Source organism: Streptomyces sp. NPDC033165, assembly GCF_055577965.1.
Map to the genome: position 1 here is coordinate 22,977 of NZ_JBVIPK010000005.1, position 16,238 is coordinate 39,214.

Genomic DNA, 16,238 nt, shown 5'->3' on the forward strand with positions numbered 1-16,238 from the left:
TTCGGTGAGCGGGGGTGGTGCTGGGCGGTGCGGCGGGGGCGGGTGGCGCGGGTCAGGAGTGGAAGGGCAGGCCCGCGTCGGCGGCCAGCTCCAGGTCGTCGGGGTCGGTGGGCGGCAGCAGGGTCGCGGAGCCGTCGGTGACGGGGACGACGCCGAGCTCCAGCAGTTCGGCCATGGCGGCGCTGCCCGCCATGTCGCGGACCTGGAGCTGGTAGCGGGCGGTGGTGCGGTAGGCGCCGCCCGCGTCGTCGCCGGTGCGCTGGAGGAAGCCGGAGTCGGTGAGGAAGGCGACGGCCTTGCCGATGATGCCGGTGGTGGACCCGGCGAGCCTGCGCGCGTCCTTGGTCGCCCCGGTGGCGCTGCGGCGGGCGTAGATACGCCAGCCCGCTTCGAGGCCGGGGGCGTCGGAGACCGGGTCGGTGTTGTCGCCCTGCTCCTCGGCGCGCTCCTCCAGCCGCCGGCAGGCCTGGCGTACGAAGGCGTCGACGCCGTTGACCGTGATGCGGCCGATGTAGGCGTCGTCCGCGAGGTCCTCGGGGCGGGGGAAGGCGAGCGCGGCGACGGCGAGATGGGCGAGGCCGTGCAGGAAGCGGTCGGCGGCGTCGGAGGAGGCGCGGCGGGCGTAATCACCCATGCGGACGGCGAAGACGGAGTCCTCGGCGGCGGTCACGGCCATCCCGGCACGCGGGGAGACCTCCAGGACGATGAGGCCGAGACCGGTGGCCACGGCGTCGGCGAGCCGGGCGAAGGCGCTCTCCTCCCGGTAGCGGCGGAGCAGGTCGGCGTACTCGGCATCGCGGGCGGGCAGCAGCTTGGGCTGGAGACCGAAGGAGACCAGGCGGGCCGCGTCGGCGGCGTCGGCCGGGGTGACGGGTGTCTGGCCGGTGGGCTCGGCTCCGTACGGATGCGCGGCATCGCCCGCGTACGGGACGGAGGGACCGGCGTGGGTGTCCGCGGGTCCGGTGTACGAGGAGGAGGAACCGGCATGCGGGGAGGAGGAACCGGCGTGCGTGGCGGTGTCGGTCCACGCCTCGGGGTGCTCGGCCTCGTGGTCGCTCACGGCTGGGGCTCCTCGGTACGGAAAGGGTGCGGGTGCGGGGGCAGTGGAGAAAGGTGCGGGCAAGGCGCGGGGCCGGTCATGACGCCTCCTTGCGGTCGGCGGCCATGCCGACCGCGTCCAGCAGGGCGGTGCCGACTATCAGGTCGGCACCGCCGAACTCCGGGTCGTCCAGCTCGGTGCCGTCGTCGACGGCGAACAGCAGGCGCCGCTCGCCCTGGCGGTAGGCGGTGCCGACCGGGGGGCTGGCGGCGTGGACGGCGAGGAGGGCGACCAGGTAGGGCAGGTCGGCGTCGCCGCCGCGGCGGGCTTCCGCGAGCAGTCCGGAGAGGCGGCGCGGGGCGTCGTGCTCCAGGTCGAGGAGGGTCATCGCGCGGGCGAGCTGCTCGTCGCTGAAGCGGCTGTCGTCCGGGGTGGCGATCAGATCGGGCTCGGGCATCTCCGCGCCCAGGTGCTCGCGCTCCAGCGGCGGAGCGAGGAGCATCTCGACCAGGTCACCGACCCGGACGGAGGCGGGGGTGCGCAGTCCGGTGCCGTGGGCGAAGAAGGCGTCGGTGGCCCGGGTGGACTGCTCGACGGGGAGCGGGAGGAGCGGGGCGAGGAGCTGACCGTACAGATCGAGGCCCGCGTGGGCGGTGGGGGGCGCGAACGCCTGGCGGTCCTGTTCCGCGCGGAACAGGGGGCCTGCCTCCAGAAGACGGGACTGGAGCTGGGTGTGGCGGCGGATGCAGTCCTTGACGATGTCGACGAGCTCGGCGGCCCGGCGCTTGTGCTCGGGGTCCTCGGCCTCGTCGCGCGCCTTGCGGATGTTGGTGAGGATCGCGTTCTCGTGGCGATAGCGGTCGGCCACGTGGTCCAGGGCCTCGGTGATCATGTCCGGGACGGTGTGGAGCCAGTCGACGGCGCGGACGTTGCGCCGGGTGGCCTCCAGGGTGCGGCGCAGGGTCTCGGCGTACTGCACGGTGCGGTAGCGGGCCTGTTCGGCGGCGAGTTGGGCATCGGCGAGGCGGCCCCGGCTGATCAGGACCTCCAGCTTGACCTCGGCGGCGATCTGGGCGCTGGTGACATCGGTGTCCAACGCGCCGACCAGGACGTTCACCGCTTCGTCGGTGGCGCGGAGGTAGACCGTGCCGCCGTAGCCCGGGACCTCCTCGATCAACTTGAAGTCGTAGTCCCGGCGGACGTAGACGCCGTCGGGGCCGAAGGTGCCGTAGACCGCGCGGAAACCGCGGTCGACGCTGCCGACGTTGATCAGGTTCTCCAGAACCCAGCGGGCGACCCGTTCGTGCTCGGCGACGGGCCGGTCCGGTGCCTGGGCGCCGACGCGGGGCAGCAGCCTGGCCACTATCTGGTCGTGGTCGGCCCCGGTGTCGAAGTCCATGTTGAGCGTGACGTGGTCGATCGCGGCGAGGGCGACCTCCGCCATGGCGTAGACCGTGTACTCACCGGCCAGATTCGCCTTGCGCACGTCGAGGTCGTGCAGCGGCGCCGTGCACGCGAGCGCGCGCAGCCGCCGCGAGAGCCCCTCGTCGGCGGCCGGGCCCGGGGCGGGCCGCGGCCCTGCGCTGAGCTGCGGCGCAGCGGTGTCCGTGTTGGCAGGCGAAGTCACGTGGGACAGATTAGGTCCTCGCACTGACAACGGTCGAAACGGCGCTAATGCGACCGGCTCCGGGCGGCGGCCCGGCCCGCCGCGGGCCCGTATCCGCCGCCGCCCGGTGTGCGCACCACGAGCACGTCCCCGGCCTCCAGTTCGGCGGTGTCGCAGCCCTCCAGCGGGACCCTCCCGCCGCCCGCCCGCTCGATGTGCTGGCTGCCGAGCGCCCCGGGTTCCCCGCCACCCGCTCCGTACGGCGGGACCCGGCGGTGTCCGGAGAGCAGCGCCACGGTGACGGGCTCCAGAAAGCGGATGCGGCGCTCGACCCCGTGTCCGCCGTGCCACCGCCCCGCTCCCCCGCTGTCCTCCCGGACCGCGAAGGACTCCAGGCGGACCGGCAGCCGCCACTCCAGGATCTCGGGGTCGGTGAGCCGGGAGTTGGTCATATGGGTCTGTACGGCATCGGCTCCGTCGAAGCCGTCGCCCGCCCCGGAGCCGCTGGCCAGCGTCTCGTAGTACTGGACGTGATCGTTGCCGAAAGTGAGGTTGTTCATGGTGCCGGACCCCTCGGCCTGCCCGCCGATCGCGCCGTAGAGGGCTCCGGTGACGGCCTGGGAGGTCTCCACGTTGCCCGCCACGGTCGCCGCCGGGTAAGCGGGGTCGAGCATCGAGCCGGGCGGAATGGTCACCTCCAGGGGCTTGAGGCAGCCGCTGTTGAGGGGGATGTCCTCGCCGACGAGGGTGCGGAAGACGTAGAGGACGGCGGCCATCACGACCGAGCGGGGGGCGTTGGCGTTGCCGGGCTGCTGGGGCGAGGTCCCGGTGAAGTCGAGGCGGGCGCCGCGCGCGTCCCGGTCCACGCTCAGCCGTACCTGGATCACGGCCCCGCTGTCGGTCTCGTAGCGGCAGGCTCCGTCGTGCAGCCGGGCGACGATACGGCGTACGGACTCCTCGGCGTTGTCCTGGACGTGGCCCATGTAGGCGTCCACCACGTCCGCCCCGAACTGGTCGGTCATGCGCCGCAGCTCGGTGATGCCCTTCTCGTTGGCGGCGATCTGGGCGCGCAGGTCGGCGAGGTTGGTGTCCGGGTTGCGGGAGGGGTACGGGGCGGAGGTGAGCAGTTCGCGGGTCTCGGCCTCGCGCAGACGGCCGTCGCGGACGAGGAGCCAGTTGTCGAAGAGCACGCCCTCCTCGTGGATGGTCCGGCTGAAGGCGGGCATGGAGCCGGGGGTGATGCCGCCGATCTCGGCGTGGTGGCCGCGCGAGGCGACCAGGAAGCGCAGCCTGCGACCGTGGTCCCCGTCGGGAGCCCGCTGCCCGTCTCCCTCGTCGAACACGGGCGTCACCACGGTGACATCGGGCAGGTGGGTGCCCCCGTGGTACGGGTCGTTGACGGCGTAGACGTCGCCGGGCCGCAGGGTGCCCTCGTTGCGCCGCAGGACCTCCTTGATGGACTCGCCCATCGAGCCGAGGTGCACAGGGATGTGCGGCGCGTTGGCGATCAGGCTGCCCTCGGCGTCGAACAGGGCGCAGGAGAAGTCGAGGCGCTCCTTGATGTTGACGGAGTGGGCGGTGTTCTGCAGGCGGACGCCCATCTGCTCGGCAATCGACATGAAGAGGTTGTTGAAGACCTCCAGCATCACCGGGTCGACCCGAGTACCGACGGCGGTGCGTTCGGGGCGGGGGCGGCTCCGGGTGAGGACGAGGTGTCCGGTGGCGCGTGCTTCGGCCTGCCAGCCGGGGTCGACGACCGTGGTGGCGTCGTCCTCGGCGACGACGGCGGGGCCGCTGACGGTGTCGGCGGCGCGCAGGTCCGTACGGCGGTACAGGGGCGTCTGCCGCCACTCGCCGTCGGCGTACATGGGCACGGTGTCCGCCGGACGCGGTGAGGCGTCGTGGGGACCGGTGCCGGCCTGGAGCGCCGGTGTGTCGCGCGGCCCGGGGTCCGTGGCGGCTCCGGGCTCGTCCGCGGGCCCGGGGCCGGCGCTCGCCCCCGCCGCCCCCGTCGCCTCCACCGACACCGTCTCCACCACCACCGGCTTGTCCATCGTGAAGCCGAACCGGGAGCGGTGGGCCGCGCCGAACTCCTCCGCCATGGCCGCCGCCGTGCCCAGGGCCACATCGAGCGCCGCGTCCGTGCCCGCGTACCGCAGCAGCACCCGGGCCCGCGTGGTGATCGCGGAGTCCGGCACTCCGTCGGCGCGCAGCGCCTCGCGGGTGCGGTCGGCCAGCTCCGCGCAGAGCTGTTCCACATGCTCCCGGGCGGCTTCGTCGAGCTCCTCCTCCACCGACTGCTCGCGCATCGCGGTGGCGTCGGCCAGGCCGATGCCGTACGCGGAGAGGACCCCGGCGAACGGGGGGACGAGGACGGTGTCGATGCCCAGGGCGTCGGCGACCGCGCACACGTGCTGGCCGCCCGCGCCGCCGAAGCCGGTCAGCGCGTAGCGGGTGATGTCGTGGCCGCGCTGTACGGAGATCTTCTTGACGGCGTTGGCCATGTTGAGCACGGCGATCTCCAGGAAGCCCGCCGCCGCCTCCGCCTCGTCCGGTCGCCGTCCGGTGGCGCGCCCCACCTCGTCGGCCAGCGCCCCGAATCGTTCACGCACCAGGTCGGCGTCGAGCGGAAGGCCACCGTCCGGGCCGAAGACCGCGGGGAAGTGACCGGGCTGGACACGGCCGAGCATCACGTTGGCGTCGGTCACGGTGAGCGGGCCGCCCCGGCGGTAGCAGGCGGGGCCGGGATCGGCTCCGGCCGAGTCGGGGCCGACGCGGTAGCGGCTGCCGTCGAAGTGGAGTACGGAGCCGCCGCCCGCCGCGACGGTGTGGATGCTCATCATCGGGGCGCGCATCCGGACCCCGGCCACCTCGGTGCCCAGCTCCCGTTCGAACGCGCCGGCGTAGTGGGACACATCGGTGGAGGTGCCGCCCATGTCGAATCCGATGACCCGGTCGTACCCGGCCTGCTGCGACGTACGGACCATGCCGACGACGCCGCCGGCCGGTCCGGAGAGGACGGCGTCCTTGCCGCGGAACCGGGCGGCCTCGCGCAGACCGCCGTTGGACTGGAGGAACATCAGCCGGATGCCGTCGAGTCGGGCGGCCACCTCGTCGACGTACCGGCGCAGGACGGGTGAGAGGTAGGCGTCCACCACGGTGGTGTCGCCACGCGGGACGAGCCTGATGAGGGGGCTGACCTCGTGGGAGGTGCTCACCTGCGTGAACCCGGCCTCGCGGGCGGCCGCGGCGAGGGCCTGCTCGTGGGCCGGGTGGCGGTAGCCGTGCATCAGGACGACGGCGGCGCTGCGCAGGCCGTCGGCGTAGGCGGTGCGCAACCGCTCTCGTACGGGGTCGAGTTCGAGGGGCCGCACGGTTTGCCCCTCGGCGTCGATGCGTTCAGGGACCTCGATCACCCGCTCGTGGACGGCCTCCGGCAGGACGATGTGCCGGTCGAAGAGCCGGGGGCGGTTCTGGTAGGCGATCCGCAGCGCGTCCCGGAAGCCTTCGGTGATCAGCAGGACGGTCGGCTCGCCGCGCCGCTCCAGCAGGGCGTTGGTGGCGACGGTGGTGCCCATCCGGACGGCGGCGACCCGGTCGGCGGGCACCGGTTCACCGGGCTCCAGGCCGAGGAGGAGGCGGATTCCGGCGACGGCCGCGTCGTCGTAGCGTTCCGGGTCGTGGGAGAGGAGCTTGCGGGTGACCAGGCGGCCGTCGGGGCGGCGGCCCACCACATCGGTGAACGTGCCGCCCCGGTCGATCCAGAACTCCCAGCGTCCGGTCATGGCGCCATTCTGCTGCCGTGGGCGGGAGACCGCAGGCACAGGAGGCGCCCGCCGGTCCCCACGCCCGCGGGCGCCGGTGCGTCCCCGGTGTCAGACCGCTGGTGCGTCCGGCCCGATGCGGCTGCGTACCGCCGTCTGGACCTCGGCCTCCTCGGCCGGGTCGGCGGCGAGGCGGCGCAGCCGTTCGGCGACGCGGATGTCTCCGGTCTCGGCGTGGAGGGCGGCCACTTCGCGGGTGGTCTCCTCGCAGTCCCAGAGGCACTCCACCGCGAACCCGGTCGCGAAGGACGGGTCGGTGGCGGCCAGGGCGCGGGCGGCCCGGCCCCGCAGGTGCGAGGAGGACGTCTCGCGGTAGACGTGGCGCAGTACGGGGGCGGCGCAGGCGATGCCGAGGCGTCCGGCGCCGTCGACGAGGGTCCAGAGCCTGGGGGCGTCGGGACCGTCGCCTCGTACGGCCTCCCGCAGGGCGCCGAGGACTTGGGGAGCGTCCTGGGCGGTGCCGCGGCAGGCGAGGACTCCGGCGGCACTGGAGCCGAGGGCGTCGGGCCTGCGGGCCCAGCGCCGGGCGCGCTCCACGGCGGCGTCGCAGGTCATCCGCTCGAAGGCGGCGATGGCCGCGTCGGCGACGGTCCGGGCGGGGCTGATCGCGGCGGCCTCGATGAGGTCGAGGACGGCGGGGTCGCCCGCCTCCGCGAGGTAGTGCAGGGCGGCGCAGCGGGCGCCTTCGGGGCCGCTGTCGGCGGCTTCGATGATCAGGTGCAGGTCGTCGGGTCCTGCGACGGCGGAGAGACAGCGGGCCGCGGGGACGTGCAGTTCGCTGCCGCGCTCCAGGGCCTGCTGGGCCCAGTCGAAGACGGCCTGGACGCTCCAGCCGGGGCGGGGACCCCCGGGACGCATCTGCCGCTGCCATCGGTCGAAGGAGCCCTGTTCGGTGGCGGCACGGACCCGGGCGCCGACCTCGTCGCGGGGGTCGTCGGCCCACAGTCGCCAGGGCCGCGGCTCGAAGGAGTCCCGTACGGCGGCGGCGAGGTCGGCGGCGCCCTGCTCGGTGGCCGGGAAGCGGCCGAGGACGGGCGCCGCGAGGGAGCGCAGGCCCGCGTCGTCGTCGCGCAGGGCGAGCTCGTCCAGGGCCCAGGCCCAGTTGGCTCCGGTCACGGCGTAGCGGCGGAGCAGGGCCAGGGCGTCGTCGCGTCCGTAGGAGGCGAGGTGGCCGAGGACGGAGAGCGCGAGCCCGGTGCGGGAGTCGTCGGTGTCGGCGTGGTCGTCGGGATCGGCGAGGTGCCGCTCGATCTCCTCGATGCCGCCGTCGAGGTCGAGGTAGAGACGGGCGTAGTAGAGGGAGCGGTTCTCCACCTGCCAGTCGTGACGGGGGTCGCTCACGACGCAGTGGTTGAGAGCCGCGAGGGCCTCGGGGCGCGGTGCGGCGAGCGCGTGGAGCGTGCCGTCGCCGCGGCCCCTCTGCAACAGGCCGAGCAGGGTGCCGCTCGGCGCTATGAACGGATCGAACATGGAAGAAAGCCTCACATCAAGCTGTCGACGCAACCGGGACTGTGCAGGGCCCCGTGCCTCCCGGCACGAGGGGGTGTCCGGGGGACACCGCTACGCCGCGCAGCAACATGATCGGCCGACCGCCGTCTTCCGCCTGGTGTAGAGCATCTTCCTCTGCCTCTCGTCGGTGGCCCTGAGCGGGCCCGCGACGTCATGATGACCCAGCCATTTCGCCACCGCGACCACATTTACGACGGACCGGTCAGCGGACCTCTCGGCGGACACGCCCGCAGGCGGGGCCGCCGGTGCCTCAGCGGGCACCGAAGCGTTCCACCAGCTCGGACTTGCCGAACATCCGGGCCGTCTCCAGCGCGGACGGGGTCCCGGCGGCGGGGTCGGCGCCCGCGGTGAGCAGGGCGTCGATGACGGTGGGCTCGCCCTTGAAGACCGCTCCGGCCAGCGGGGTCTGGCCGCGGTCGTTGGCCCGGTCCGGGTCGGCGCCGCGGGCGACGAGGGCGGTGACCGCCCCGGGGTGCCCGTGGTAGGCGGCGAGCATCAGCAGCGTGTCGCCCCGGTCGTTGGTGAGGTTGGCGGGGACGCCCGCGTCGACGTACGCGAGAAGCGCCTCGGTCTCGCCGGTGCGGGCGAGGTCGAAGACCTTGGTCGCCAGCTCGACCACCTCGGGATCGGGGGTTTCGCTCATCGGACGGGACCGCCTTCCTTGACTGCTGCGGCGGCTTTCACCGCCGCGTTGACCTGGTGGGGAGTACGGCAGGGCCGTACGAGTGAATCGACAGGGTACTGCTCCCGGGGCGACATGACCCGGCCCGGATGCGGCAAGGGATCACCGCGGATGTCTCCTGCCCGGCACGGACGCGGGGATACCGCTCTGCGGGGACCGACTTCTGTGGGCCAGTCAAGTGAAAGCGCGGGATATTCACTCGATTGCACCTTTTGTCGTATAGATACTTCCCGTGATCCTGGAAGGACTCATGGTGACTGTCCCCCTCAACCAGGAGAGAACCGCTCATGATCCTTTCCATTTCGGGCGTGGTACTGCTCGCCATCATCGTCTTCCTGTTCTTCAAGAAGGACGGGCTCAAGGCATCCCACGCCATCGTCTGCGCCCTGTTCGGCTTCTACCTGGCCGGCACCGCCATCGCCCCGAGCATCACCGCGGGCGGGGCGAGCCTCGCCGGGCTGCTGGGCGGGATCAAGTTCTGACGCTCCGCAACCGCTCCCACCCCTTCAGGAGACCGACGTGGCCCGGCGACCACTCCCCCGCATTCTGAGCAGCGGCAGCGCTTCGATCACTCGCAGCAGAGAGATCGCGCGCACGGCCGCCGACAACGCCACCGACGTGCTCCACCCGCTGATCACGGTCGTCCGCGGTCTGCGGCTGCTGGCCGTGTCCGGGCGGCAGAAGTGGGCCGCGACCCCCAAGGAACGGCGTGGTCCCAAGCTGTTCCTCGCCGCAGCCTGCGTGCTCGTGGTGGCGCTCATCCCGTACGGGCCGATCCTGGCTCTCATCGCGGTGATGGGCGCCGCCGCCTGGAAGGGGCGGGAGCGGGTCCCCGTGAAGACCGGCCCGGACGAGGCGGAGACCGCCCGCCTGCGCGCCCTGTACGAGGCGCTCGTGCCGTACTTCTCGGTACCGGAGGACCCCAGTCCGCTGTTCGCCCACGGCGGCGACTGGGAGAAGGCCTTCGAGGGCTACTCCTTCGACGAGGACGGGCGGATCACCCGCCTCCAGGTCTCCTACCCCGCGTACTTCACCGACGGCGAGGCCGCCGCCCGGTCCCGGATCGAGCAGGTGCTCCACGCCAAGTCGGGCCGGGGCCGCGAGTACCGCTTCAGCTGGGACGAGGAGGCCAACCGCCTCGTCATGACCGTGCTGGACGCGCTCCCCACCTCGATCGTCGCCCAGCGCTTCGTCACCGCACCCGGCGAGACGGTCCTCGGCTTCACCGACCCGGACGCGGTCTCCCGTACGGTCCCGGTGCGCGACGGCGACCTGACGGTGGACGCCTCCCCCGTCGTCTGGCGGACCGGCGGCCGTTCCACCGAACCGCATCTGCTGGCCGTCGGGCAGCCCGGCGGCGGCACCACGACCCTGGTCCGCTCGATCGCCCTCCAGGCCCTCCAGCACGGCGACGTCCTGCTCGTCGACGGCAGCGGGACCGGTGAGTACGGCGCGCTGGCCGGGCGCGCCGGTGTGCTCGCCGTGGAATCCGGGCTCAGCGGGGCGCTGGCCACGCTGGAGTGGGCGGCGCACGAGACGGAACGACGTCTGATCACCGCCAACCTGGCCCGCCAGACCGGCCACCCGGCGCCGGACGACATCCGGCGACCGCTGTGGATCCTGCTGGACCGCCCCAGCGTCCTCGGCCATCTCGCGGCGGCCGACGGCAGGCCCGACCCGCAGGACCTGCTCCGGATCCCGCTGCGGCACGGACGGGCGGTCCAGGTCGTCGTCGTCCTGGCCGAGCAGTTCGACGCGCTGGACGGCCTCACCGACACCGTACGGACCCACACCCGCGCCCGGGCGGTCCTCGGCCCGGCCTCCCCCGAGCAGATCGCCGCCGTCCTGGGCGCCGGGCCGAGCACCACACCGCCGCCCGAGGTCCCCGCGGGCCGCGGCTACGCCCGCCTGGGCACCGGCCCGGTCCTGCGGCTCCAGGTCCCGGCGACGCCCGACCCGTACGACGACGCCACCAGCGACGCACACCGGCAGGCGGTCCTCGATTTGCTGCCCGACCGGCCCGTCCCGATGGAGGCCGCGCCCGCCGACGAGGGTCCGGCGACCGAGCAGGTGCCCGTGGCGGTGGAGGCGGCCGTCGCCGAGGCCAGGCCGTCCGAGCCGCTCGCGAAGGCGCGGTCGGCGGGCGCCGAGAGCTGAACCGAACGCACCTGACGGGGGCTTGTCGGCCGGGCCGGATCGGGGCCCGGTGCCGTGCGTCGCAAGGCGGAGGCGGACGACACGGCGCGGCCCGGCACCAGGGCGCGCGAGCCCGGTCTCACCGGCAGGACACCCGCAGGGCGGGGAGCGGATCACCAGTTCCGCTCCCCGCCCCCGGTCGTGCCGCCCGTTCCTCAGGCCACGAAGCTGCGCGGGGCATCGGCTCCCACGCCCGCACCGGAGCGGACCAGCTCCACGGCCGCCGCCAGCCGTACGGCCGCCTCGTCGGCCACCGGCCCGGCCACCGTGAACGGCAGGCGTACGTAACCCTCGAAGGCACCGTCGACACCGAACCGGGGGCCCGAGGGCACCCGGACGCCGACCCGTTCGCCCGCCACGGCCAGCCGCGACCCGGAGAGGCCGCCGGTGCGCACCCACAGGGTCAGGCCGCCGCGCGGCACCGTGAACTCCCAGTCCGGCAGCTCCCGGCGGACCGCGGCGACCAGCGCGTCGCGGTTCTCCCGCGCCTGGCTCCGCCGGACGTCGACGGCCTGCTCCCAGCCGCCCGTGCCCATGAGCCAGTTGATCGCGAGCTGTTCCAGGACCGGGGTGCCCATGTCGGCGTAGGCGCGGGCCGCGACCAGGCTGCGGATGACGTCGGGAGCGGCCCGCACCCAGCCGATCCGCATCCCGGCCCAGAACGCCTTGCTGGCCGAGCCGACGGTGAGCACCGTGCTGCCCGCCGGGTCGAAGGCGCAGACCCGGCGGGGCATGTCCAGATCCGGGTCCAGGCGGAGTTCGTTCATCGTCTCGTCGACGACCAGGACCGTGCCGGCGGACCGGGCGGCGTCCACCAGCTCCCGGCGCTGCTGCTCGTCGGCGAGCGCCCCGGTCGGATTGTGGAAGTCGGCCACCACATAGGCGAGCCGGGGGGCCGCGTCGCGCAGCACCTGGCGCCAGCGGTTCATGTCCCAGCCCGCAAGACCGTCCCCCATCGCGACGGGGACGAGGCGGGCGCCGGCCTCGCGCATCAGCTGGAGGATGTTGGCGTACGAGGGGGACTCGACCGCGATCCGTTCGCCCCGGCCCGCGAAGAGGTGGCAGATGGCGTCGATGGCGCCCATCGCGCCGGTGGTGACCATGATCTGTTCCGGCATGGTCGGGATGCCGAGCGCGGTGTAGCGGTCGGCGATCATCTGCCGCAGCGCGGGCAGCCCGGCCGGGTAGTCGCCGTGCGTGTGGGCGTACGGGGGCAGCTCCTCCAGCGCCCCCTGGACCGCGCGGGTCAGCCAGGGCTCGGGGGCGGGCAGGGCCGCACAGCCCAGGTCGATCATGGATCCGAGCGACTCCGGGGGCAGCGGTTCGAGGCCGCGGGCGGGCAGCGGGTTGCCCGCCGGGACGGCGGTCCAGCTGCCCGCGCCGCGCCGTGACTCCAGGAACCCTTCGGCGCGCAGGGCCTCATAGGCGGCGGCGACGGTGGTACGGCTGACGGAGAGGGCGAGGGCCAGCTCGCGTTCGGCGGGCAGCCGGGCGGCGACCGGGACCCGGCCCTCCAGCACGAGGAGCCGTACGCCGTCGGAGAGCGCACGGTAGGCGGGCGGTTTCCGTCCGCCCGGCCCGGTGGGCCGGGGCTGCTGGGACTGGAGCTGCCGGGCGAGCTGAGCCGCCCCCACGGTCGAAGTCCACTGCGCCATCGAAATCAGTCCACCTTCCTCGAATTGGCCATAGTTGGTGGCCTGCCCCCTGCCACAGAGTGCCATGAAGCAGTCCACCATCACCACATCAGGGGGCATAACATGGCCAGGACCACCGGCCGGAGCACGACCCGGCTCACCCGGCGGCTGGTCCGGCTGTACGTCGGGCTGGCGCTGTACGGGGCGAGTTCGGCGCTCCTGGTGCGGGCCGGGCTCGGCCTGGAGCCGTGGGGCGTGCTCCATCAGGGGCTCGCGGAGCTGACCGGCGTATCGATCGGCGTGGTCTCGATCGTCGTCGGCGCGGTCGTCCTGCTGCTGTGGGTCCCGCTGCGCCAGCGCCCGGGGCTCGGCACGGTATCCAACGTGTTCGTCGTCGGTCTGGCCATGGACGGAACGCTCGCCCTGGTCGGCGAGCTCGACGGTCTCGCTCTCCGTGTCCCCGTGATGGTCCTGGGGGTGGTGCTGAACGGGGCGGCGACCGGGCTCTACATCAGCGCCCGGTTCGGTCCCGGGCCGCGCGACGGGCTGATGACCGGGCTGCACCAGGTCACCGGCCGCTCCATCCGGCTGGTCCGTACGGCGATCGAGGTGGCCGTCGTGGTGACCGGCTTCGTCCTGGGCGGCTCGCTGGGAGCGGGCACGGTGCTGTACGCCCTGACGATCGGCCCGTCGGCCCAGTTCTTCCTGCGGATGTTCGCCTTCCCCGCACCCGCCGGTTCCGGCCCCGTTGCCGCCCCGGCACCCGGGCAGGCCATACTGCCGCAGTGAACCCGAGCCGCCACCCCTATCTGGACCACCCGGCGCCGATCGCCTTCGCCCATCGCGGCGGGGCGGCGGACGGTGTGGAGAACACCGCGACCGCCTTCCGCAGGGCGGCCGCCGCGGGCTACCGCTACTTCGAAACCGATGTGCACACCACGGCGGACGGCCGGCTGGTCGCCTTCCACGACGCGACGCTCGACCGGGTCACCGACGCGCGGGGGCGGATCTCCGCGCTGCCCTGGAGCGAGGTGCGCCGGGCCCGGGTCGGGGGCAGCGAACCGCTCCCGCTCTTCGAGGAGCTGCTGGAGGAGTTCCCCGAGGCCCGCTGGAACGTGGACCTCAAGGCGGAATCCGCGCTGGAGCCGCTCCTCGGCCTGATCCGCCGGACCGATGCCTGGGACCGGGTCTGCGTCGGCTCGTTCTCGGAGGCCCGGGTGGCCCGAGCGCACCGCCTGGCGGGCCCGCGCCTGGCCACCTCGTACGGGGTGCGCGGCGTCCTGGGGCTGCGCCTGCGCTCACTGGGCCTTCCGGCGGCGCTGCGCGCGGGCGCGGTCTGCGCCCAGGTCCCGGAGCGGCAGAGCGGCATCCCGGTGGTCGACGCCCGTTTCGTGCGTACGGCGCACGCGCTCGGGCTTCAGGTGCACGTGTGGACGGTGAACGAGCCGGAGCGGATGGCGGCGCTCCTGGACCTCGGCGTGGATGGCATCATGACCGATCACATCGAGACGCTGCGTACGGTGCTGAGCGAGCGGGGGGTCTGGTCCTGACGCCCGGTCCGTCCGCGTCCACAGGGGACGATCGAGGGAGCGCGGGTTGAGCACCGGGACCACAGGACGGGAAGATCCGGCCGGGCAGCCGCCGCGCGACGGGTCCGCGACGGCCCGCAGGCGTGAACAGCACGGCTGGTACTTCTACGACTTCGCCTGTTCCGTCTACTCCACCAGCGTGGTGACCGTCTTCCTCGGTCCGTATCTGACGTCCATCGCCAAGGCCGCGGCCGATCCCGACGGTTACGTGCACCCCCTGGGCATACCCGTGCGCGCGGGCTCGCTGTTCGCGTACTCCGTCTCGGCGTCCATCGTGGTGGCCGTGCTCCTGATGCCGGTCGTGGGCGCGGCCGCGGACCGTACGGGGCGCAAGAAGCCGCTGCTGGCGGCGGCCGCCTATACGGGGGCCGCGGCGACGGCCGGGATGTTCTTCCTGGACGGCCACCGCTATCTGCTGGGCGCGTTCCTGCTGATCGTGGCGAACGCCTCGATCTCCGTGTCGATGGTCCTGTACAACGCCTACCTGCCGCAGATCGCCGAGCCCGAGGAGCGCGACGCGGTCTCCTCGCGCGGCTGGGCCTTCGGCTACACCTCGGGCGCCCTGGTCCTCGTGCTGAACCTGATCCTGTACACCGGCCACGAGTCCTTCGGGCTCGCGGAGTCGGACGCCGTGCGGATCTGTCTCGCCTCGGCCGGTGTGTGGTGGGGCGCGTTCACACTCGTACCCCTGCGGCGGCTGCGGGACCGCCGGGTCCCGCCGGGCGGCGAGGGGGCGGTCGGCTCCGGCTGGAAGCAGCTGAGGGCGACTCTGCGCGACATGCGGCGCCACCCGTTGACGCTGTCCTTCCTGCTCGCCTATCTCGTCTACAACGACGGCATCCAGACGGTGATCTCGCAGGCCTCCCTGTACGGCTCCGAGGAGCTGGGCCTCGACCAGACGACGCTGATCATCGCCGTCCTGCTGGTGCAGATCCTGGCGGTGGCCGGGGCGCTCGGGATGGGACGACTCGCCCGGACGTACGGCGCCAAGCGGACGATTCTGGGGTCCCTGGTCGTCTGGACGGCGATTCTGGTCTCCGCCTATCTCCTGCCCGCCGACGCGCCCGTCTTCTTCTTCGTTCTCGCGGCGGCCATCGGCCTGGTGCTGGGCGGCAGCCAGGCGCTCTCACGGTCGCTGTTCTCGCATCTGGTGCCGCGCGGCAAGGAGGCCGAGTACTTCTCCGCGTACGAGATGAGCGACCGGGGACTGAGCTGGCTGGGCCCCCTGGTGTTCGGTCTGGCGTACCAGCTGACGGGCAGCTACCGGGAGGCGATCATCTCGCTGATCGTGTTCTTCGCCCTCGGCGCGGTGCTGCTCGCGCGGGTCCCGGTGAGGCGTGCGGTGGAGGCCGCGGGCAATCCCGTGCCGGAACGGATTTAGACGTTGAAGTCAAAGGCCGGTAGTGTACGCCTTTGGCCTGCCCGGAGGACCGTTACTGCGAGTGAAAGCAGCTCGACCGGTGGGTGACAACATCCACCAGAGGTGACAAACCGGGCATGGGCGGGTACTCAACCCAGATAAAGCAGCGGCACGACGGGCGACGCATGACCGGCAACGGGAATCTTTACCGCCGACCGGACGTTGACCGGATGACGACGACAGCGACATTTTGTCCTGTGGGCGACAAGCCCGGGAGGCACGATTCATGAGTGAGCGAGCTCTCCGCGGCACGCGACTTGTGGTTACCAGCTACGAGACGGACCGCGGCATCGATCTGGCCCCGCGCCAGGCGGTGGAGTACGCATGCCAGAACGGACATCGATTCGAGATGCCGTTCTCGGTGGAGGCGGAAATTCCGCCGGAGTGGGAGTGCAAGGCGTGCGGCGCCCAGGCACTCCTGGTGGACGGGGACGGCCCCGAAGAGAAGAAGGGCAAGCCTGCGCGTACGCACTGGGACATGCTCATGGAGCGGCGCACCCGCGAGGAGCTGGAGGAGGTGCTGGCCGAGAGGCTGGCGGTTCTGCGCTCCGGAGCCATGAACATCGCCGTGCACCCGCGGGACAGCAGGAAGTCTGCCTGACCGCGTAACACCGCACAGCAGTACAGCGACACAGCAGTACAGCACCAAGAGCCGCGGGGGGGGGGGGAGAGGGGGGGGTGGGGGGGGGGGGGGGGGGTGGAGTCCTGTCTGGGGGGAATGTAGGTAAGTGGGGAGGGG

General features: G+C 73.0%; 12 protein-coding genes. 6 read left to right on the plus strand and 6 right to left on the minus strand.

Annotated features, from left to right (window positions below):
- Positions 1–52: 52 nt before the first annotated feature.
- The 5 genes from ACZ5WC_RS13835 to ACZ5WC_RS13855 all read right to left on the minus strand — a co-directional run bounded on the left by ACZ5WC_RS13835 (position 53) and on the right by ACZ5WC_RS13855 (position 8,621).
- On the minus strand, positions 53–1,060 hold the full coding sequence (locus ACZ5WC_RS13835) for a hypothetical protein (RefSeq protein ID WP_468541003.1): 1,008 nt from the start codon (positions 1,058–1,060) through the stop codon (positions 53–55).
- 76 nt (positions 1,061–1,136) lie between these two features.
- Positions 1,137–2,666, minus strand: coding sequence for a hypothetical protein (locus ACZ5WC_RS13840; RefSeq protein WP_468541004.1), 1,530 nt, complete (start codon positions 2,664–2,666; stop codon positions 1,137–1,139).
- A gap of 44 nt (positions 2,667–2,710) precedes the next feature.
- Complete coding sequence (locus tag ACZ5WC_RS13845) at positions 2,711–6,430, minus strand: hydantoinase B/oxoprolinase family protein (protein ID WP_468541005.1); 3,720 nt, start codon at positions 6,428–6,430, stop codon at positions 2,711–2,713.
- A 90-nt stretch (positions 6,431–6,520) separates the two neighbouring features.
- A complete protein-coding gene (locus ACZ5WC_RS13850; RefSeq protein WP_468541006.1) occupies positions 6,521–7,939 on the minus strand; it encodes a HEAT repeat domain-containing protein in 1,419 nt (472 codons plus the stop codon).
- Positions 7,940–8,228: 289 nt separating this feature from the next.
- A complete protein-coding gene (locus ACZ5WC_RS13855; protein ID WP_468541007.1) occupies positions 8,229–8,621 on the minus strand; it encodes an ankyrin repeat domain-containing protein in 393 nt (130 codons plus the stop codon).
- A gap of 326 nt (positions 8,622–8,947) precedes the next feature.
- On the opposite strand from ACZ5WC_RS13855, the gene ACZ5WC_RS13860 reads away from it, so the two are divergent.
- Both ACZ5WC_RS13860 and ACZ5WC_RS13865 read left to right on the plus strand, forming a co-directional pair.
- On the plus strand, positions 8,948–9,142 hold the full coding sequence (locus ACZ5WC_RS13860; RefSeq protein WP_006123109.1) for a hypothetical protein: 195 nt from the start codon (positions 8,948–8,950) through the stop codon (positions 9,140–9,142).
- Between the two features lie 37 nt (positions 9,143–9,179).
- Entirely contained in the window at positions 9,180–10,817 is a 1,638-nt protein-coding gene (locus ACZ5WC_RS13865) for a hypothetical protein (RefSeq protein ID WP_468541008.1), read from the plus strand.
- Positions 10,818–11,011: 194 nt separating this feature from the next.
- Here the strand turns inward: ACZ5WC_RS13865 and ACZ5WC_RS13870 are convergent, their stop codons facing one another.
- Positions 11,012–12,511 (minus strand): SCO1417 family PLP biosynthesis transcription factor, encoded by a 1,500-nt coding sequence (locus tag ACZ5WC_RS13870; protein WP_468541009.1) that lies wholly within the window; start codon positions 12,509–12,511, stop codon positions 11,012–11,014.
- Between the two features lie 102 nt (positions 12,512–12,613).
- Here ACZ5WC_RS13870 and yczE point away from each other — a divergent pair, with 102 nt between their 5' ends.
- The 4 genes from yczE (at position 12,614) to ACZ5WC_RS13890 (ending at position 16,100) form a co-directional block, all read left to right on the plus strand.
- A complete protein-coding gene (gene yczE / locus ACZ5WC_RS13875; protein WP_468541010.1) occupies positions 12,614–13,279 on the plus strand; it encodes a membrane protein YczE in 666 nt (221 codons plus the stop codon).
- Complete coding sequence (locus tag ACZ5WC_RS13880; protein ID WP_468541011.1) at positions 13,276–14,040, plus strand: glycerophosphodiester phosphodiesterase family protein; 765 nt, start codon at positions 13,276–13,278, stop codon at positions 14,038–14,040. The genes yczE and ACZ5WC_RS13880 overlap by 4 nt, the downstream gene beginning before the upstream one ends.
- Positions 14,041–14,086: 46 nt before the next feature.
- Positions 14,087–15,460, plus strand: coding sequence for an MFS transporter (locus ACZ5WC_RS13885; protein WP_468541012.1), 1,374 nt, complete (start codon positions 14,087–14,089; stop codon positions 15,458–15,460).
- A gap of 265 nt (positions 15,461–15,725) precedes the next feature.
- Positions 15,726–16,100, plus strand: coding sequence for an RNA polymerase-binding protein RbpA (locus tag ACZ5WC_RS13890; protein ID WP_003959706.1), 375 nt, complete (start codon positions 15,726–15,728; stop codon positions 16,098–16,100).
- Positions 16,101–16,238: the final 138 nt, after the last annotated feature.

Bases quoted from the DNA above. Each gene is read 5' to 3' on its own strand.
- ACZ5WC_RS13845 (WP_468541005.1), bottom strand. From the start codon at position 6,430: ATGACCGGACGCTGGGAGTTCTGGATCGACCGGGGCGGCACGTTCACC.
- ACZ5WC_RS13850 (WP_468541006.1), bottom strand. From the start codon at position 7,939: ATGTTCGATCCGTTCATAGCGCCGAGCGGCACCCTGCTCGGCCTGTTG.
- ACZ5WC_RS13855 (WP_468541007.1), bottom strand. From the start codon at position 8,621: ATGAGCGAAACCCCCGATCCCGAGGTGGTCGAGCTGGCGACCAAGGTC.
- ACZ5WC_RS13860 (WP_006123109.1), top strand. From the start codon at position 8,948: ATGATCCTTTCCATTTCGGGCGTGGTACTGCTCGCCATCATCGTCTTC.
- ACZ5WC_RS13870 (WP_468541009.1), bottom strand. From the start codon at position 12,511: ATGGCGCAGTGGACTTCGACCGTGGGGGCGGCTCAGCTCGCCCGGCAG.
- yczE (WP_468541010.1), top strand. From the start codon at position 12,614: ATGGCCAGGACCACCGGCCGGAGCACGACCCGGCTCACCCGGCGGCTG.
- ACZ5WC_RS13890 (WP_003959706.1), top strand. From the start codon at position 15,726: ATGAGTGAGCGAGCTCTCCGCGGCACGCGACTTGTGGTTACCAGCTAC.